This is a genomic window from Klebsiella sp. KE9456, assembly GCF_043832615.1.
Taxonomy (GTDB): Bacteria; Pseudomonadota; Gammaproteobacteria; order Enterobacterales; family Enterobacteriaceae; genus Klebsiella; species Klebsiella indica.
In genome coordinates, this window is the sequence record NZ_JBDYQK010000004.1 from 85,196 (window position 1) to 105,054 (window position 19,859).

Annotated in this window: 14 protein-coding genes and 1 riboswitch; of the genes, 2 read left to right on the forward strand and 12 right to left on the reverse strand. The window is 56.1% G+C overall.

Annotated features, from left to right (window positions below; translation table 11 throughout):
- Positions 1-158 precede the first annotated feature (158 nt).
- From atzF to ABK821_RS05445, 7 genes are all read right to left on the reverse strand, one after another.
- The gene (gene atzF, locus ABK821_RS05415) at positions 159-1,952 is read right to left on the reverse strand and encodes an allophanate hydrolase (RefSeq protein WP_343178889.1); all 1,794 of its coding nucleotides are present in this window, start codon (positions 1,950-1,952) and stop codon (positions 159-161) included.
- Positions 1,953-5,558, reverse strand: coding sequence for an urea carboxylase (gene uca, locus ABK821_RS05420; RefSeq protein ID WP_343178887.1), 3,606 nt, complete (start codon positions 5,556-5,558; stop codon positions 1,953-1,955). It abuts the gene before it with no gap.
- 126 nt (positions 5,559-5,684) lie between these two features.
- Positions 5,685-6,320, reverse strand: a complete 636-nt coding sequence (locus ABK821_RS05425; protein ID WP_138362361.1) for an urea amidolyase associated protein UAAP2 — start codon at positions 6,318-6,320, stop codon at positions 5,685-5,687.
- A 10-nt stretch (positions 6,321-6,330) separates the two neighbouring features.
- Positions 6,331-7,059 carry an urea amidolyase associated protein UAAP1 gene (locus ABK821_RS05430; RefSeq protein WP_138362362.1) on the reverse strand — a complete coding sequence of 243 codons (729 nt, stop codon included), beginning with the start codon at positions 7,057-7,059 and terminating at the stop codon, positions 6,331-6,333.
- 4 nt (positions 7,060-7,063) lie between these two features.
- The gene (locus ABK821_RS05435) at positions 7,064-7,840 is read right to left on the reverse strand and encodes an ABC transporter ATP-binding protein (RefSeq protein ID WP_138362363.1); all 777 of its coding nucleotides are present in this window, start codon (positions 7,838-7,840) and stop codon (positions 7,064-7,066) included.
- Positions 7,837-8,652: an ABC transporter permease gene (locus tag ABK821_RS05440; RefSeq protein ID WP_138362364.1), complete on the reverse strand. Its 816-nt coding sequence runs from the start codon at positions 8,650-8,652 to the stop codon at positions 7,837-7,839. Before ABK821_RS05440 ends, ABK821_RS05435 begins: the two co-directional genes overlap by 4 nt.
- 24 nt (positions 8,653-8,676) lie before the next feature.
- Entirely contained in the window at positions 8,677-9,735 is a 1,059-nt protein-coding gene (locus ABK821_RS05445; protein WP_138362365.1) for a putative urea ABC transporter substrate-binding protein, read from the reverse strand.
- A 57-nt stretch (positions 9,736-9,792) separates the two neighbouring features.
- A riboswitch (guanidine-I (ykkC/yxkD leader) is annotated at positions 9,793-9,891 on the reverse strand.
- 649 nt (positions 9,892-10,540) lie between these two features.
- Here ABK821_RS05445 and katG point away from each other — a divergent pair.
- The gene (gene katG, locus ABK821_RS05450; protein ID WP_138362366.1) at positions 10,541-12,718 is read left to right on the forward strand and encodes a catalase/peroxidase HPI; all 2,178 of its coding nucleotides are present in this window, start codon (positions 10,541-10,543) and stop codon (positions 12,716-12,718) included.
- Positions 12,719-12,758: 40 nt separating this feature from the next.
- Here the strand turns inward: katG and mgtU are convergent, their stop codons facing one another.
- The 4 genes from mgtU to ABK821_RS05470 form a co-directional block, all read right to left on the reverse strand.
- The gene (gene mgtU, locus ABK821_RS05455; RefSeq protein ID WP_277753121.1) at positions 12,759-12,845 is read right to left on the reverse strand and encodes a magnesium transporter protection protein MgtU; all 87 of its coding nucleotides are present in this window, start codon (positions 12,843-12,845) and stop codon (positions 12,759-12,761) included.
- Positions 12,846-12,861: 16 nt separating this feature from the next.
- Entirely contained in the window at positions 12,862-12,954 is a 93-nt protein-coding gene (mgtR, locus tag ABK821_RS05460) for a protein MgtR (protein ID WP_138362367.1), read from the reverse strand.
- A gap of 18 nt (positions 12,955-12,972) precedes the next feature.
- Entirely contained in the window at positions 12,973-15,705 is a 2,733-nt protein-coding gene (mgtA, locus tag ABK821_RS05465) for a magnesium-translocating P-type ATPase (protein WP_138362368.1), read from the reverse strand.
- Between the two features lie 156 nt (positions 15,706-15,861).
- Complete coding sequence (locus ABK821_RS05470) at positions 15,862-16,557, reverse strand: MgtC family protein (protein WP_138362369.1); 696 nt, start codon at positions 16,555-16,557, stop codon at positions 15,862-15,864.
- A gap of 733 nt (positions 16,558-17,290) precedes the next feature.
- On the opposite strand from ABK821_RS05470, the gene ABK821_RS05475 reads away from it, so the two are divergent.
- On the forward strand, positions 17,291-18,700 hold the full coding sequence (locus ABK821_RS05475; protein WP_138362370.1) for an MFS transporter: 1,410 nt from the start codon (positions 17,291-17,293) through the stop codon (positions 18,698-18,700).
- Positions 18,701-18,822: 122 nt separating this feature from the next.
- On the opposite strand, the gene ABK821_RS05480 is transcribed toward ABK821_RS05475, so the two are convergent.
- The gene (locus ABK821_RS05480) at positions 18,823-19,713 is read right to left on the reverse strand and encodes a LysR family transcriptional regulator (protein WP_142501986.1); all 891 of its coding nucleotides are present in this window, start codon (positions 19,711-19,713) and stop codon (positions 18,823-18,825) included.
- Between the last annotated feature and the right edge of the window lie 146 nt (positions 19,714-19,859).

The following is a 19,859-nucleotide window of genomic DNA, read 5'->3' on the forward strand; positions in this document are numbered from 1 at the left end:
GCCTGAAAATGGAAAAGCGGGGAAGAATAACGTTCTCAGGGCGCGAGCCCTACCGAAAGGTTGCTAATGACCTGGCAGAAATGTATCAGTATGTTAGAAAAATAAGTGACACCGTCACATAAAAGACCTTTGCCGCACGCGACAAAGGTCCAGACCGACTAGAGTGACAGCCAGGCGCGCCAGCCGCCGTACGCGGTGATTTCCGTGGCCCCCTGTAACCCTTCAGCCTCGCAGATAAACCCCGTTAATCTGCGTCCGTCGGCGAGTTCGACTTGCCCTAAACCCAGCGGCGCAGCGATACCGGCTAACAATGAACCGACCTCTGCGGAAGGTAATTCCCACACTTCGACCGCAATCGCTCTCCCGCCGCAATTATCACGCACCATCGCCGGACGTTTACCATCAGCAAGCGCGTATAAACGATAATAAGGCGCGCTTTGGGTCGCCTGTAGCAATCGCCCGCCTCGCGCCCGTAGCTGGCCGTTAAGCGGCAGGCCATCAAGATGCGCGCCGCAAACAACCAGCGCCATTCGGTCATGGCTGGCGGCATGTGCAGGTGGCGTTCTGTCCGGCAACGTCCCGCCAGGCAGCGCCAGCGGTTCACAACGCTGAAACGCATCGGCGAGGCTCAGCAGATATTGATCGGTAAAGACCCGGCCAAACAGGGTCACGCCGGATGGCAGCCCGTCAGGCATAAATCCAGCCGGCACGCTGACGGCGGCATAATCCAGCAGGTTCATAAAGTTGGTGTAATACCCCAAATCGGCATTACGCTTGATCGGCTCGGCTTCCAGTTCGTCAAGCGTAACCGGACGCGGATAGGTTGGCGTCAGAACGCAGTCCAGCGTTGCCAGAATCGCGTCGCACTGCGCCTTGTAATGCTGCAGTTGATACATCGCTTTAAAGGTCGTCGTCGCATCCGTCCCCGGCGCTTTCGCCAGCACGTCGCGAATCACCGGCAGCACCGCATCCGGGTTTTGTTCAATCAACGGGCCAACCACCGCATAGCGTTCAGCAACCCACGGCCCTTCATACAACAAACGGGCCGCCGCGAGAAACGGGGTGAAGTCTATTTCGACGGGGATGCCGCCAAGTGCCGTCATTCGCTCGCAGGCGCGGGTAAACAGATGTGCGCTCGCTTCGCAGCCGAGAAAATTAAGCTCGCGCGGTATGCCAAAACGAAAACCCGCCGACGGCGTACCGAACGCCTGACGACGGTTCCACTGCGGATTGTGGCGACTGTATGCGTCCCGCGGATCGTCGCGCGCGACAAGATCCAGCAACTGACTGGCCTCATCGGCGGTAGCGCTGAAAAAGGTTACGCAGTCCAGCGTACGGCAGGCGGGCACCACCCCTGCGGTGGAGATCAGCCCTTTGCTCGCTTTCAGTCCCACCAGATTATTCAGCCCGGCGGGCACCCGTCCGCTACCGGCGGTGTCGGTCCCCAGCGAAAAGCTGGCGACGCCTAACGCCACCGCCAGCGCGGAACCGGCGCTGGACCCGCCGGCGGGGTAATCCGGGTGATAGCTGTTGCGACAGCGTCCATATGGCGATCGGGTCCCATTGAGGCCTGTGGCAAACTGATCGAGATTGGTTTTACCTACCGGCACCGCCCCCAGCGCAATTAACTGTTCGACAACGGTGGCGCTCTGCTCCGCCCGGTAGGCAAAGGCCGGACAGGCTGCGGTCGTCACACTCTCCGCCAGGTCAATATTGTCTTTAATGGCGAACGGCACGCCGTATAACGGCAACGATTCTGGCGTACATGCGTCCAGCCGCGCCAGAAAAGGCGCCTGCTCCTCTTCGCTCAGTATATGAATAAAAAGCCGAAACTCCGGATTCAACGCCTGCGCCCGCTGGCGTATTTTCGCCAGCAACGCACGTGGGGTGATGCTACCGCTGCGATAATCCGCCGCCAGGGTTGCCAGGCGTAAATCAAACGTTTGCTGCATTTACACATTCTCCTCAATAATCACCGCCACCCGTTGCCCGGCATGAACCGCGCTACCCGGCTGAACGCTAATCTGCTGAATAATGCCGTCACACGGCGCCAGTAATGGGATCTCCATCTTCATGGATTCGAGCACAACCAGCACCTCTCCCTCGCGCACCCGACTCCCCACTGCGACCTGCACCTGCCATAAGTTACCGGAAATTGGACTTTCCACCCCCTGCTCACCCTGCTGCAACGGCATATCGCCGCCCTCTTCGGTTACGTTCTCCTGAGTGGTAAAATCCGCCTGGCCGTTGGCAATCCAGCGCTCACGTTCGGCATTAAACGCCTGCTGCTGATGGTCGCGAAACGCGGCGATACTCTGCGCTTCACGCGCGAGAAACTGCTGATATTCCGCCAGCCGCAGCGTGCTATGTTCAATACGCAGGGGATAGCGCCCAAGTGGAAAATCGCGACGGATCCGCAGCAGTTCCTCAGCCGAAACCGGGTAAAACCGCAACTGGTCAAAAAAGCGCAGCAGCCAGGGTTTACCAGCAAAATCAGCGACATCATGATAGCGGTTCCACATTTGCAGCGTGCGGCCGACAAACTGATAGCCGCCAGGTCCTTCCATGCCATAGACGCACAGATAGGCGCCGCCGATACCGACGGAGTTTTCCGCCGTCCAGGTTCGCGCCGGGTTGTACTTGGTCGTCACCAGTCGGTGACGGGGATCGAGCGGGGTCGCAACCGGCGCGCCGAGATAAACATCGCCCAGCCCCATCACCAAATAGCGGGCGTCAAACACCGTATTCCACACCGCCTGTTCATCAGGCAGGTTATTAATCCGACGGATAAATTCCAGGTTACTCGGGCACCAGGGGGCGTCATGGCGCACGGTGGTCATATATTTGTCGATCGCTTTACGACAGGCCGGATCATCCCAGGAGAGCGGCAGGTGCACCACCCGCGTGGGGACCTGCAGATCATCGCTGACGCAGACCGTCGCCCATTCAGCGCGTACCCACGCCAGCAGTTGTTCCAGGAGCAGGGTTTCTGGCTGGAAATGGATTTGCAGCGAACGGATCCCCGGCGTGATATCAATCACCCCTTGTCGGGATTGCGCTTCCAGCGCCTGCATCAGCGCGTGAATGCGAAAACGCAGCACCAGATCCAGTTCCGCCTCTCCCGCTTCCAGCAGCAGATGCGTATCGCCGGAAAGACGCGCCACCAGACGTTTATCCCCCTCGCCGCAGGTCATAACCATCGGCGAAGTCAGCGGCGCAGGTTGCCAGACCGTCTCCTGTGGCTGGAGCGTCGCCAGTTCGGCGCGTCGCCCGGCGGCCAGCCGTCTGGCGGTGAGAAGATCCACCGGCACAAAACGCACTTTATCCCCGGCTTTAAGCTGTCCTGTTTGCCAGAGATCGGCTTCAATCACCGTCACCGGACAAACAAAACCGCCGAGGCTCGGGCCATCAGGCCCCAGGATCACCGGCATATCGCCGGTAAAATCCACTGCGCCAACGGCGTAAGGGTTGTCATGAATGTTCGAGGGATGCAGCCCCGCCTCGCCCCCGCTATCCCGGCTCCAGAGCGGTTTCGGCCCAATCAGACGTACGCCGGTACGGCTGGAGTTAAAATGCACTTCCCATTCGGTTGCAAAGAATGTCTCAATGTAGTCAGGCGTAAAGAACTCCGGCGCGCCGTGAGGGCCATAAATGACCCGCAGCGTACGCACATCCGCCAGCCCCGTGCGCAGGGCGTCGGGCAGTTTACTGTCATGCGCGGCAGTGGGCCGCGGCGCCAGATGCAATACGTCGCCGCCACGTAAAGCCCGCCCGCCGTGGCCGCCAAATTGGCCGAGAGTAAAGGTACTTTTACTCCCTAAATAGTCCGGCACCTGAATGCCGCCGCTGAGACAGAGATAGCTTCTGACGCCCGCGCCGCTGATGGCTCCCAGTTTCAGCGTCGCCCCTGCAGGGACAGTAAAAACGCGGTCCATTGGCAGGGGGACGCCATCCAGCGTGGCGGGCAGCGATGCGCCGCAAATCACCGCCTGAACAGCGGTATTAAATTTCAACGCTGGCCCGTTAAGGGTGATCTCCAGCGCGGCATCGCCTTCAGCGTTGCCCAACAGGCGGTTACCAAAACGCAGGGCGCGGTCATCCATCGGCCCCGATGGCGGTACCCCCACCGCCCAGTACCCCAGGCGCCCCGGATAATCCTGAATCGTCGTCTGGGTACCGGCGCTCAAAACCTCAACCGTTGCCGCCTGATAGCGCAATTGCTCCAGGCAACGGGTCCAGGGGTGGCCCTCGGTAAACGGCGCAAAAGCAAGAATGTGCTGCAGATACAAAAGATTGGTTTCCACGCCGTACAGACGGGTCTCCGTCAGCGCCTGGAGCAGACCGGCGATCGCGTCCTCACGGCCAGGGCGCCATACGATGATTTTCGCCAGCATGGGATCGAAAAATGGCGGCACGTCGCAGCCTGCTTCCACCCAGCGATCAATACGCAGACTTCTGCCATCCGCCGCCGGAAACGCCGCTTCCGTCAACAACCCCGGAGAAGGCTGAAACTGCTGCCCCGGATCTTCCGCGTAAATGCGCGCCTGAATAGCATGCCCCTGTGGCCGTAGCCCGGCAGCCAGTTGACTCAGCGGCGGAAGATCGCCTGCCGCTAATTCAATCATCCAGCGCACCAGATCCACGCCCCAGACCTGCTCCGTCACGCCGTGTTCCACCTGAAGCCGGGTATTCACTTCGAGAAAGTAAAACTGCCGCGCCGCGCTGTCATACACAAATTCAACGGTACCGGCGCTGCGGTAATTCACCGCCTTACCAAGGGCGATGGCTGCCGAACACAGGGCCTGGGCCATCCCTTCGGGCAGGTTTGGCGCTGGCGTCTCTTCAATCACCTTTTGATTACGTCGCTGTACCGAGCAGTCCCGTACGCCGAGGGCGATGACATCTCCGCATCCATCGCCGAAGATCTGCACCTCCAGGTGACGGGCGCGTTCAATATATTTTTCGAGAAATACCCCAGCGTCACTGAAGTTGTTTTGCCCCAGTCGCTGTACGGCCTCGAATGCCGCTGACAGCTCACTGGCATCGCGGCAGACGCGCATACCGATTCCACCGCCGCCAGCGGTACTTTTGAGCATCACCGGATAGCCAACCGTCTCCGCCGCACGCTGTGCTTCAGCGCTATCGGCCAGCAGCTCACTGCCTTCCAGCAGCGGTACTCCCTCGGCTTTGGCTAAGGCGCGAGCGGTATGCTTCAGACCAAAAATGCGCAACTGCTGCGGCGTCGGGCCAACGAAAACCAGCCCCGCCGCTTCGCACGCCTCGGCGAACGCGGCATTTTCCGAGAGGAAACCGTAGCCGGGGTGAATCGCTTTGGCGCCGCTCTGCCGCGCAGCGGCAATAATTTTTTCACTCGCCAGATAAGTTTGCGCCGCCGGGCCGTCGCCGAGGCTTAACGCTTCATCTGCGTCACGTATATGTAAACTGCTCAAATCGGCTTCAGAGTACACGGCCACGCCCTTGACTTGCATGGCGCGCAGTGTACGCAGGATGCGACAAGCGATAGCACCCCGATTGGCAATCAGTAAGGTATCAAACATAAGCGGAACTCACAGGAACGCGGGTCGTCCCGCAAAAATCGCGTTTCCCCTGGGGTCGTCCCCGGGGCCAACCGGCGCTTAAGATTTGTGCGTCGGTAGACTATTCAGCCGATAGGCATAACCCGGTCAATTCCACACCAGAACTTCAGCAGGCGTTGGGTTCCAGCCGTTGCAGGGGTTGTTCAACTGCGGACAGTTGGAAATCAGCACCACGGCGTTGCATTCGGCGCGCAGCTCAACGTATTTTCCCGCCGCCGAAATACCGTCTTCAAAGGTCAGGCCGCCTTCAGGGGTCACCGGGACATTCATAAAGAAATTAATATTGGCGCCGATATCGCGCTTGCGCAGACGACCATCGTGCAGGCAGGCGCAGAGAAAGTTATCCCGGCAGCTGTGCATATAGCGTTTATCCATGGCGTAGCGCACGGTATTACTCTCCTGAGCGCAGGCGCCGCCGAGGGTATCGTGGCGGCCACAGGTATCGGCGACGATGGTGAGCAGCGGGTTACCAAGATTGGAATACAGTACGCTGCCGGTGGTCAGATAAGCCTTGCCCTGACGGCGCAGCGTACGCTGGGGATCGTAACGCTCGCGGGGGTTATCGGCATTGTAGAACAGCGTATCAATCGCCTGATTGCCTTCGAGGTCGAGCAGCCGCAGGGTTTGCCCTTTTTTCACCTCAAAAAGCCAGGGTTCTCCCGCCGGGATCACATGGCGGTATACGGCATCTTCGGGACGAAAGTTACTGGTAATAAGCGTCATCGCAGCCTCCTTACAGGGCAAAAAGTTGGGTATTGAGGAACGCGCGCCGGTTTTCGTCGCGTGTCAATAGCGCGTCTACGGCGGCGTGCTCATCGTCGGCCCGATACCAGCTCAGTTGTACCGGACGCGGGGCGTATTCAACGGCAGGGTCCTGCGGATGCGGCAATGCGGTCAGTACCAGCAACACATCCATCGGCGCAAACAGTTCAACGTAATCGCCGGGGCGGCTGTGGCCGGTGATAAACCGGAAGCTGCCGTCGTCATCGACGGTGACCTTGCTGAAGAAGTTGACTACCATCAGCAAATCTTCAAGGCCAAGCCCCCATTTCCCCATCTCCACCAACAGGTTATCGACGCCGTTGCGATAAAAGCCGTTGCGCAGTTCCTGGTAGCGTCCTGCGCCGTATTTGTCGCGCGTTTCATCCGCATTGAGTACGCCGCCGAACGGATCGTGCCAGCCGCAGCTATCTGCCACGATCCCGGCGAGCACCCGGCCCATATCGGAGTAGAAACAGTGACCGGCGGTCAGGCGGGCGGTGTGCTGCCCCTTCAGGGTATCCGGCAGGTTCAGACGTTCACTTTTCTCGTGAGGATTGAGCATCATCATGCTGACGTTAGCCCCGCCTTCGATATCGGTCAGGCGCAGGATCTGTCCCTTACGCAAAATCAGCGAGGTATGCGCCCCGCCGGGAAGTCGCTCTTCGCGCAGGCTGGGGGATGAGTGAAAAAGTACGGTCATCAGACTATCTCCTTAATGCGTAAACGTTATTGTCGCTATCGGTTGTCAACTGCGACATCCGCGTTTCATTAAGCGGTATATCGTAGGTAATGCGCGCGCCCCAGGCTTCTGGCGCCTGTGGGTCGATGCGCACTTTGTCAAAAACCAGCAACCGGGTGCCAAGGTTGAAGCCTTCCGCGAGGTCGTGCGTAACCATAAACACCGTCATACCGGTTTCGCGCCATAGCTGGAGCAACAGGGTATGCATATCCTTGCGAATACCGGGGTCCAGCGCGCCGAAGGGTTCATCAAGCAGCAGCACGCGCGGCTGCATCACAAACGCCTGAGCAATCGCCAGCCGCTGCTGCATGCCGCCCGACAGTTGCGCCGGATATTTTTCCAGCGCATGGCCCAGCCCGACTCGCTCCAGCATCTGCTGCGCCTGCTGGCGAGCATCGCGTTTCCGGCGACCGTACAAGCGACCAAACAGCGGCGAAACCGGCAGTTCGAGCCCGATAACGACGTTATCCAGCACGTTGAGATGCGGGAATACGGAATAGCGCTGGAATACCACGCCGCGGCTGCGATCCGGTTCCGCCACCAGCGGCTGACCTTCAAGCGTGATGGTTCCTCGCGTGGGTTGCTCCTGGCCGAGCAACAGACGTAAAAACGTCGACTTCCCACAGCCGGATGCACCAACCATCGAGCAGAACTCTCCCTGTTTAACCTGCAAGTTGATGCGTTCCAGCACGACATGGTCGCCGTACTCCTGCCAGATATTGTTGATGTTGATAAAACTCATATCCGGCCTCCTTCCGCCCACGGAAAACAAACGTTATGCAGCCGACGCAGCGCCAGATCCATCAGCCATGCCAGCAACGTTATCCAGAGGACATAAGGAATAATCACATCCATCGCCATATAACGACGGACCAGGAAGATGCGATACCCCAGCCCGGCGGTAGCGGAAATGGCCTCGGCAGAGATCAAAAATAACCATGCCGATCCAAGCAGCAGTCGCAGTGAGGTAATCAGCCGTGATAAAAGCTGGGGTAGCACCACCCGCAGCACCACCGTCCAGCTATTGGCGCCGAGGGTTTGGGCTTTAATAAACAGCTCCGTCGGGATCTCCTGCGCCCGTTGTTCAAGGTCACGGGCCAGCATCGGCGTGATGCCGATAACAATGAGCATCACTTTTGATAGCTCATCCAGCCCGAAGACGATAAACAGTATCGGCAGAATCGCCAGCGGCGGGATCATGGACACCACGGTCATCAACGGCGATAGCGCGGCGCGACACATCGGGAATACGCCTGCGGCAATACCGATGCACAGGCCGATCAGCGAAGAGAGCGCCAGTCCCGTCAACAGACGGCTCAGGCTAACCAGCGTGTCGACCCACAGCAGATACTCGCCGCTGCGCTTATCCGGGGTGAATGCCATCCGGTCAATGGCCGCGAGCATCTGCGACAGGCCGGGCAACAGCTTGTCCTGCGGATTGGCTTCCAGACGCACCGCTGACCCGATAAACCAGGCGGCAATCAGCAGCACGAAAGGCAATAGCATCAGCGTCAGGCGCATACCCTGTCGAGGATGGCGGTTAATGTGGCGCATGGCGTGGACTCCCAGGATCAGTAATTACAGCTGGCCGGCAATGGCCATCTTCAGGTAGCGATCGTCAAAGCGCAGTTTGCTGTTTGCGCTATCACCGACGGTGACGTTGCCGGGAAACGTCATACCGATAAAGTCAGCACTTTGTGCGCCTTCTCCGAGCAGCCCCTTGTCAAAGGAGAACTTAGCCACCCGCTGCATCGTTTTTGCCAGTTCAGGGGAAGAGATGAATGCCAGCGTGTCGGCGGGCGTCCAGAACAGATGGGTTGTTTTAAGCTGCGCCTGGTAACCCGCCAGGTCGGTCCCGGAATCGGCGGCCATCGCTTTCAGCGCCTGCGTATCGCCAGCCTTCATTTTGGCCATCATTTCAAACCAGGCGCCGGTCAGGGCTTTGCCCAGTGCCGGGTTATCTTTCAGGGTTTGGGTATTCACCACCATCATGTCGATTAGCTCACCGGGCACCTGCGAGGAGCTAAACACTTCAGTGGTTTGCGGCGTTTTTTTGATCGCGGAGAGTTGCGGATTCCAGGCCACCGCCGCGCGCACGCTGCTCGTGCCAAAGGCGGAGACAATATCAGCATCCGAGGTATTGACGATTTTGACATCTTTTTCCTGCAGTCCGGCCTTTTCCAGACCGCGCACCAGCAGATAGTGTGAGACCGAGAGTTCCGGGAGGTAGACCGACATCCCTTTCAGGTCGCTGAGTTTTTTCCCTGTGCCTTTCAGTACCACGCCATCGTTACCGTCGGAATAGCTACCGGTAATCAGCGCCGTGGTATCAACGCCACCTGCCGCCGGAATGGTCAGCGCATCCATATTCGTCATGGTGCAGCCGTCAAACTGGCCCGCGGTGTACTGGTTGATGGATTCGATATAGTCGTTGAGCTGAACGATATTGATTTTGATGCCGTATTTACTGGCCCATTTATCAATAATTTTTTCGTTACTGATGGCGCCCCAGGGCATCCATCCGGCGTAAATAGTCCAACAGATATTGAACTCTTTTTTTACGGCGGCAAAGGATGGCACGCTGACCAGTAACGCCATTGACAAAACGAAAGAGCGGAATATTGATGATGTCTTCATGATAAACCTCTGGTTGGCACGAGAAACGGGGGCAGCGCGACACCCAACGGTGCTGCTGTCTCCCGGGCTTTTATCCCGCCGTGTAACCTCGCAGAGGTCGCCAGCTCTCGGACCAGACATTCACCTGCGTGAACCGGAACCCTAGCCAGCTATTATGTTATCCAGATTGTCTGTTGCGCTGCCTTCTTATGGTGAAAAGCAATCCCTGTGCCAGAAATTAAGGGCAAATAAAATCAACATGATAGAGATAAGCCGCGTCCTTTCTCCCTAAAATGGGGTGTAATAATGGGGCATTGCATGGATTTGGTGCGTGGATCGGCGATTGTGGCGGAACTGACGCGAAAGGCGAAAAAACAAGCACCCCCCCCCCCAACCGAGAACGTATAAAAAGCCACGATGGCAAAACCTTTCTGCAGGCGATGACGAACGGAAACTTGTCATAACTCAAACAATTAGCATTCGGTAGCAGTGAAAGCACTTTAGCGTTTCCGTTACTCCCCTGTTACGACTATGGTTATTAAGATGGTTTCGATAGCCAGCTTTATATACCCGTCATAGTTCACGCTGCCGCTTTATTGGCCGCCTGCGCTTACTTCGGCGATGTACGGGATGCGCCCGTCCGGGGATCGGTTTCGTTTGTCCCTCACTGCGGCGCGAATTATGTCGGGTATACAACAATCAATACGCGTTTCTCATCCCGACAATTGAACGGAAATAACTATTAAATCCGTAGACTTATTCAAGTATCACTTATTGGAAGCAGTGTATATCGTTATGGCATTCACAAAAGCAAACGGAGCCTGATATGAGCACGTCAAACGACCCTTCAAATAACGCCGCAGCAGGAAAATGCCCTTTCCACACTGAAGCGCCGACGCAGAGCGCCGGGAGTGGCACCACTAACCGCGACTGGTGGCCAAATCAACTACGCGTGGATCTGCTGAATCAGCACTCTCATCGTTCAAACCCGCTGGGTGAAAACTTTAATTATCGGGAAGAGTTTAAGAAGCTCGACTATTCGGCGCTGAAAGCCGATCTGCGCGCCCTGCTCACCGACTCGCAGGAGTGGTGGCCAGCGGACTGGGGGAGCTATATCGGGCTGTTTATTCGTATGGCCTGGCACGGTGCCGGTACCTATCGTACCGTGGATGGCCGCGGCGGCGCAGGACGCGGTCAGCAGCGCTTCGCCCCGCTGAACTCCTGGCCGGATAACGTCAGCCTCGACAAAGCCCGCCGCCTGCTGTGGCCGGTGAAACAAAAATATGGTCAGAAAATCTCCTGGGCCGACCTTTATATGCTGGCAGGCAACGTCGCGCTGGAAAACGCCGGTTTCCGCACCTTTGGTTTTGGCGCCGGTCGTGAGGACGTGTGGGAACCGGATCTGGACGTAGACTGGGGTAATGAAACGGAATGGCTGGCGCATCGCCATCCGGAAAGCCTGAATAAGCAGGCCATCGGCGCAACCGAGATGGGGCTGATCTACGTTAACCCGGAAGGGCCCGGCGCCAGCGGCGACCCGCTTTCCGCCGCCGCCGCGATTCGCGCGACCTTTGGCAATATGGCGATGAACGATGAAGAGATCGTCGCGCTGATCGCCGGGGGACACACGCTGGGTAAAACGCACGGTGCCGCCGTCGCCAGCCATGTTGGCGCAGAACCGGAAGCCGCGCCGATTGAAGCCCAGGGTCTGGGCTGGGCTAACAGCTATGGCAGCGGCGCGGGTGCGGATGCGATAACATCCGGTCTGGAAGTGGTCTGGACGCAAACCCCTACCCAGTGGAGCAACTACTTCTTCGAAAACCTGTATAAATATGAATGGGTACAAACGCGCAGCCCGGCTGGCGCAATTCAGTTCGAAGCGAAAGACGCGCCGGAAATTATTCCTGATCCATTCAATCCGGAGAAAAAACGCAAGCCGACGATGCTGGTCACTGACCTGACGCTGCGTTTCGATCCGGAATTCGATAAAATTTCACGCCGTTTTCTCAACGACCCGCAGGCCTTTAACGAAGCCTTTGCCCGCGCGTGGTTCAAGCTGATCCACCGTGATATGGGGCCAAAATCCCGCTACATGGGGCCGGAAGTCCCGAAAGAAGATCTGATCTGGCAGGACCCGTTACCGGCAGCCATTCACGCCCCGACCGCAGACGATATCGCGGCCCTGAAAACCGCTATTGCCGATGCGGGGCTCTCGGTAAGCGAACTGGTTTCCGTTGCCTGGGCTTCGGCATCCACCTTCCGCGGCGGCGATAAACGCGGCGGTGCCAACGGCGCGCGTCTGGCGCTGGAGCCGCAAAAATCCTGGCCGGTCAACGCAATTGCCGCCCGCGTATTACCGACGCTGCAGGCGATCCACAACGCGTCAGGTAAGGCATCGCTGGCCGATATTATCGTCCTGGCGGGTGTCGTTGGCATTGAACAGGCGGCCGCCGCGGCGGGTGTTCCGGTCAGCGTTCCCTTTGCGCCGGGCCGCGTCGATGCGCGACAGGATCAGACCGATGTCGACGCGATGGATCTGCTGCAACCGCTGGCTGATGGTTTCCGCAACTATCGTCGCGTGGGAGGCGGCGTGTCCACCGAAACGCTGCTGATCGATAAAGCCCAGCAGTTAACGCTGACGGCACCGGAAATGACGGTACTGGTCGGCGGTCTTCGCGTACTGGGCGCCAACTTCGACGGCAGCCAGCATGGTGTATTTACCGACCGGCCAGGCGTGTTGAGCAATGATTTCTTCGTCAATCTGCTTGATATGGGTACCGTCTGGAAAGCCGCTGACGAGCAGTCTGAGCTGTTTATCGGCCGCGATCGTAAGAGCGGTGAAGAGAAATACACCGCTACCCGTGTTGATCTGGTGTTTGGTTCCAACTCTGTACTTCGCGCCCTGGCAGAAGTCTATGCCTGCAGCGACGCGCGGCAGAAGTTCGTTACCGATTTTGTGGCGGCATGGACCAAAGTAATGAATCTGGACCGCTTCGATCTGTAATAACTTTCCCCGGCAGGCTTTACGCCCGCCGGGGCTTCTCTTACCTTATCCAGATGGTCAGCAGAATAATAATGACTACGATAATCACCACCTGAATAAAGACTTTATCCAGCGATCCTTTGCGCATTGGCCCCGCCTTATTATCAGAACAGGATTTGCCAGATAGCCAGCAGCAGTACCAGCAGACCCATGAGGAAAAATATCAGCGCGATAATCGTCTCCGGAGAACGATGCATCCCGGTGCCTCCTTAATATCAGAACCACTGACCGAACCGTTTGATATACAACCGCTTCATGCCCTGCGCCACCAGACAGTAGCTGAGCAACGTGGCGACCAGCCACGGGAAGTAGCTCATTGGCAGCGGCTCCAGGCCGACCATCGTCCCCAACGGCGAGAACGGGATATAGATCCCAATCACCATAATCAGGGCAGTGGTGAGCAAAACCGGCAGCGTCGCACGGCTCTGGATAAACGGGATTTTCTGCGTTCTCAGCATATGCACCACCAGCGTCTGCGACAGCAGGCCCTCTATAAACCAGCCGGACTGGAATAACGCCTGCGCTTCAACGTTATTGGCCGCGAACACATACCACATCAGCGCGAAAGTGGAGATGTCAAAAATAGACGATGTCGGACCAATCCATAGCATAAAGCGGCCAATGTTCTTTGCATCCCACTTGCGCGGCTTGCGCAGAAACTCTTTGTCCATCTTGTCCCACGGCAGCGACAGCTGGGAAATATCGTACATCAGGTTCTGGATCAGCAGATGAATCGCCAGCATCGGCAGGAACGGGATAAACGCGCTGGCCACCAGTACCGAAAACACGTTGCCGAAATTAGAACTGGCGGTCATGTTCAGGTACTTAATGATATTGCCGAAGGTCTCACGTCCTTTGATCACGCCTTCTTCCAGTACCATCAGATCTTTTTCCAGCAAGATGATATCGGACGCTTCTTTCGCAATATCCATGGCGCTGTCAACCGAAATTCCCACATCCGCATCGCGCAGCGCCGGGGCATCATTAATACCGTCACCAAGAAAACCGACGGTATGGCCGTTTTGCTGTAATGTTTTGAGAATGCGTGACTTCTGTAGCGGCGTCAGCTTCGCAAACACCGAACGCGTTTCCACTTCCCGCGCCAGTTCGTTATCTGACATCGCGTCAATCTGCGCACCGGTGAGGATGTCATCCGCATCAATCCCCACTTCCCGGCAAATACGCGCCGTAACGACCGGGTTATCGCCAGTCAGCACTTTCACCCCCACGCCGTTATCGCGCAGCGCGGTAATCGCTTTTCCCGCGCTATCTTTCGGCGGATCGAGAAACGTCAGCATTCCTTCAACCGTTAATCCCTGCTCATCTGCCGTGCTTAGCGGCGTTGTCAGCGCGGAGTCATCCAGTTTGCGAGTTGCCACCAGCAGTACGCGGAAGCCCTGAGCGTTGTAATCTTCGGTTTTTGCTAACAGCTGCGCACGGCGGGCATCATCCAGCGCGACCACGCTGTCACCTTCCCGCAGATGTGTAGCGACCATCAGCATCTCTTCGACGGCGCCTTTGCAGATCAGACTTTTGTCGCCGTGGCGCACATCGTCCACGGAGACCGACACGCGGCGGCGGACAAAATCGAACGGCAGTTCATCAAGCTTCACAAAACGCTCTTTTGTCGATGGCGTAATCCGTTCTTCTCCGAAGCGCAATACCGCCCGATCCATCAGGTTACGCGCCCCGCTCTGGCTGCTGCTGTTGAGCCATGCCAGCGTGAGTACCCGGTCACTCTCTGCGCCGCTGGCATCAAGATGATGTTCAAGAATGATGTTGTCCTGGGTCAGCGTACCGGTTTTATCGGTGCACAACACGTCCATCGCGCCAAAATTCTGAATGGCGTTGAGCCGCTTAACGATCACTTTACGCCGCGACATGGCGATAGCGCCCTTCGCCAGGTTAGAGCTGACGATCATCGGCAGCATTTCCGGCGTCAGGCCGACCGCTACCGCAAGAGCAAACAGCGATGCCTCCACCCAATCACCTTTGCTGAAACCGTTAATCAACAGCACGATCGGCACCATCACCAGCATAAAGCGGATCAGCAGCCAGCTCACGCTGTTCACCCCGCGATCGAACGCCGTCTGAGTGCGCGTACCGACGATGGACTTCGCCAGCGAGCCAAACCAGGTGCGATTTCCGGTGGCCACCACCACCGCCTGCGCTCTGCCGCTGGTGACATTGGTGCCCATCAGGCAGATATTGCCCATTTCAAGCAAACTTTTGCCCTTGTTCGATCCGGACAGCTGTTCACTGCCTTTACCGGAAACGCTGCCCATCACATCATACTTTTCAACCGGCAGCGACTCGCCGCTGAGAATCGACTGGCTGACAAACAGATCCCGTGACTCCAGCAGACGAACATCTGCCGGGACAAGGTCTCCGGCGGCGAGGAAGATCACATCTCCCGGCACCAGCTCTGCAATCGCAACCTCTTCCTGCACCGGGCCGATATTGCCCGGTCCGCGACGCAGCACCGTCGCCGTGGTGCGAACCATTGATTTCAGCGCCTGCGCCGCTTTGTTAGTACGAAACTCCTGCCAGAAACGCAATAAACCGCTCAGGCTGACCATCGTCACAATGATAATGATCCCGGTCAGATCGGTCTCTTCACCGTGAAGCCTCGGCAGCCAATAATCGGTGACGAAGCTTACGGCAGCCAGCGCCATCAGCACGTAAATAAACGGGTTATTGAATGCCTGCAGAAGTTGGATCAGCGCAGGCGGTGCCTGCTCATGGGCCACTTCGTTACGGCCATATTCATCCAGTCGTTCGCGCGCGTCCTCCGTTGTCAGCCCCAGACGGCTGCTGTTAAGCCGTGCCAGGGTATGGTCCGGGCTGTTAAATGCCTCGGTTTCAATGGCAAAGCTTTTTTTATGCTGCTTATCATTTGCTGACGCATTCCGGTTTATTTTCCGGCGTTCTATTTTCATGTCAGTCATGATTAACCCTCAAATTTAAGACGTCGTTAACTCTGCATAAAATGTTTATGCATAATTTATTTTTTACGCGCTTACGCGCCTATGACTTTAATTGCCAGGGAACATCCATCATTCCCTCCTTAGGTGAACCACCGTCATTGTGGAATATCAGAGAGATTAACTCCCCTCGACGCACCAGCGGACAGAGGTAATATTTTCATGCCCGCCAATTCTTGACATAATAATATCCCCTGCCTTGCGATAATCGGTATGGCCGACCAGTTCAAGGCGGATTTCTTTATGCCCCTGTTCTTGCGCTGAAATTGAAACCATTCCCTGCAGGCTGAGCGCTATCTCTTTACTGAGATTGAGTAATAGCTGGCGAATCGCCTTTTCATGTTCGCTATTACAGATAATATTCAGGACGTAGCATTTTTCTTCCTCTGTCGCCCCGGGGAAGCGATTAATACGCTGGGCCGCTTCACGTAATAAAATATTGGCACAGAGGATTATCAGCGTCGCCGCCGCCGCTTGCCAGAACTGCCCCAGCCCGCACAGCACGCCAATCGCCGCAGAACACCACAGCGTCGCGGCAGTATTCAGCCCCCGCACGTTCATGCCTTCACGCATGATGACGCCAGCGCCGAGGAAGCCAATTCCGGAAACCACCTGCGCCGCAATACGTCCCGGACTATCCGGCGATGTTGAAATTGAACTAAGAATAAAAACCGCCGCGCCGGTAGCCACCAGCGCATTCGTACGCAGGCCTGCCATTCGCTGCCGCCATTGTCTTTCAGCGCCAATTAGCGCGCCTAATAGCATCGCTGCGAGTAAATTTGCGATATAAGGAAACATCAACACAGCTTCCTCCATTTTTTCTGGAAGAATTAATTACGCGCTTTATTAAGCGCACGACAAATTTTCGCCGGGGAGGCGATTAGCGTCGTGCTGACGGTGGAGGAAATAATGTATTTTTAAACATGAACATGACGATTATCCTCGCAGCTATGCTGCGTTTGTTTTTATGGGATGCAATCGTCTGGATGAGGAGAAGATTGCTGCCCGCCGGTCTGGCAAGCAGCGCAGGGAAAATAGCGTCAGCTTGCCTTTTTGTTTTTGTTAGGGTGACTGTCCAACATATTTCTCCTGTTTGAATTTGCGCCTATTATAGTCATCCGTTTATATGAGTAAAGTTAAAATCTTCCGTTAGTGACGATTTGTTTAGGATTATCTGATGCTACAAATCCGGACTGCTGACTGCATAACTGGATAATATGGCTGATCCGCCAGGCCCGGTAAGGCGTTAACCCCACTCTGACGAACAGCCCAGCACGCACTTCCCCTATGGGGGGGTTATCAGTCGCAGGGAAAGATTCATGTTGTATCGCCATTCAACGCCGATAACCGGCAATCTTTATCCCATCTGGTGGTTAACTTCAAATATCACCGTCGGGGTGAACAGAAAGCAGTTTAATTACCAATTATATAGCATTTTATCAGCATTTTTTGCTGCTCATCGTCCATATGGCGCATGATTAAAAATTTAAAACCACTAACAATCAATTAACATTAGCAGGCAAACATTTTACCTTAAGGAAATAATAATATGTCTACCCCCCAGGTTCTGGGCGACGTACCGTTCAGCGCCCCAGGAGAGCCCCACTCCAGCTTAACCGCGCGCATTGATGCGCTCCCCGCATCAGTTGGCCTGTGGACATTTATCACGCTACTGGCGCTGGGCGGTTTCTTCGAGCTATACGATCTTTTTCAGACCGGTTATATCAGTACAGGACTACTGGCAGAAAATATCTTTCATACCGGTGAAAACGGCATTTTCGGCATCTCCGACCAGGCGGCATTTGCCTCGTCAACCTTTATGGGACTGTTCATCGGCGCCAGCCTGCTGGCGCCTCTGGCGGATAAACTGGGACGTCGCCTGACATTTATGTTCGCCCTCGCATGGTACGGCGTTTTCTCCCTGATTATGGCGCTGCAGAACAGCGCCGAAGGGGTGATCTTCTGCCGTTTCCTGGTTGGAGTCGGCCTCGGCATTGAGCTCGTTACCATTGATACTTACTTAAGTGAATGGGTGCCTACGCATCTGCGCAACAAAGCCTTCGCTTTCGCTTTCTTTATTCAGTTCCTGTCGGTTCCCGCCGTGGCGCTGATGTCCTGGTTACTGGTGCCCACCACCCTTTTCGGTCTCACCGGCTGGCGCTGGGTCATTATTTTCGGCGCACTCTGTTCGCTGGTAATTTGGATTATTCGCAAGAATTTGCCGGAGTCGGCACGCTGGCTGGATGAAAAAGGCCGTCACGAGGACGCCCACAAGGTAATGTGCGAAATGGAACAACGCTGCGGCGTTTCTCCATCGCCGCGTCATTATATTGAGAAGCAAAATAACCCGCTGAAACTGGGCGCGTTTAAAGAGATCTGGACGCCGCAGTACCGCAAACGCACGATCATGCTGATGGTAATGAATTTCTTCCAGTCCATCGGCTTTTTTGGTTTTGGTAACTGGCTGCCAGCGCTGCTTTCCGGCCAGGGAGCCAGCATCACCCACAGCCTGTTATATGCATTTTTTATTACCCTTGCCTATCCGCTTGGCTGTCTGTTTTGCACCCGCTTTGTCCATCACTTTGAAAACAAATGGCAAATTGTTCTCTCTGCATTGATGACGGTGATTTTCGGCACCCTGTTTGCGCTGGAGAACAGCCCACTATTGCTGGTGGTGTGCGGATTTATGATCACCTGGTCGAACGCCTGGCTGACCATCAGCTATCACGCCTATCAGGCGGAAGTCTTTCCAACGCACATTCGCGCCCGGGCAGTGGGCTTCTGCTACTCCTTTAGTCGGCTCTCAACGGCAATTACCAGTATTCTGATTGGCATTATCCTGCAATATGCCGGTGCGCCAGGGGTGATTAGTTTTATCGTCGCCAGCATGCTGATGGTGATGTTGTCTGTGGGTATCTTCGGGCCGAAAACCCGGGGAATCAGCCTGGAGAATATCTGATGGCAAGCGCCGCCAGGATTCGCGGGCGGCGCTTGCCTGCAATCGTTTGTCATCGCTAAGTCGGTCGGCGAACCTTAAGGCCGACCTATAAAGCCGATCTCAGGCCGTCAAACATCGCTAACCTACTGGCGTTCGGTAAAAATCACCTGCGCATCGGCAAAACATTTTTCCGCCAGCGACGACACCGGCTCCTTGTTGCGCATGATCAACGCCAGCGTTGAGTCGACCTCCGTTTCCGCAATGGGGCGGATTTCCAGATTATCGCTTAACGCTTCGAGGCCATTATTCAGCGGCATAATCGCGCAGCAGATCCCGGCCTGTACCGCCTGGATAATTTGAAAAGTGGAGTCACTTTCAAAAACGTACTTCGGCGTCAGCCCCTTTGACTTGAAGCTCATTTCAATCGATTCACGGTAATACATGCCCTTAGTCAGAAAGCCAAGAGGCAGCGCGGCCAGCGCGTCCCACTCAGGGATCGCATCGCCAAACTGAAAATAACGCTTATCATGTAACAACCCCATCCGGGTCCTGGGCAACCAGACCGCGTGAAATAATGGACTATCAACGTGGTGCAGATAGCAGATCCCAAGATCCAACTGATTACGGCTGACACCATCAATAATCTGCTCTGACGTCATTGATAACAGACTGAACTGCAGTTCCGGGTATTTATCGGCCAGCGGCTTAATCAGTTGCATCGGATTCAGGCTGGCTAACGGCACCATTCCCACTCTTAGCTGGCCGACCATATGCCCACGACAAATCGCCGCTTCCGCTTCCAGTCCATCGTGGGCCGCTAAAAGCGCGCGCGCCCAGGCCAGAATACGCTCGCCTTCCGGCGTAAATCCTTCAAAGCGTTGTCCTCGCTGAATCAGCGTCAGGTTCAACTCGTCTTCCAGATTACGGATGCGCATGGAGAGCGTGGGCTGGGTGATGTGACAGGCCGCCGCGGCCTGGCCAAAATGACGCGTTCTGTCGAGCGCAATCAGATATTTAAGCTGTTTAATATCCATCAATAATCCAGTTATTGCGCATTGCGCCGGCGCTTTCCGCCGCTGCTGTCAGCACAACAGGAAAAATGTTAGCTAAATGTTATGTTCAGCCTTGATGAAATTCAAGCGCCATCAACGGTGGCGCGTGTATCGGCCTACAGCTACAG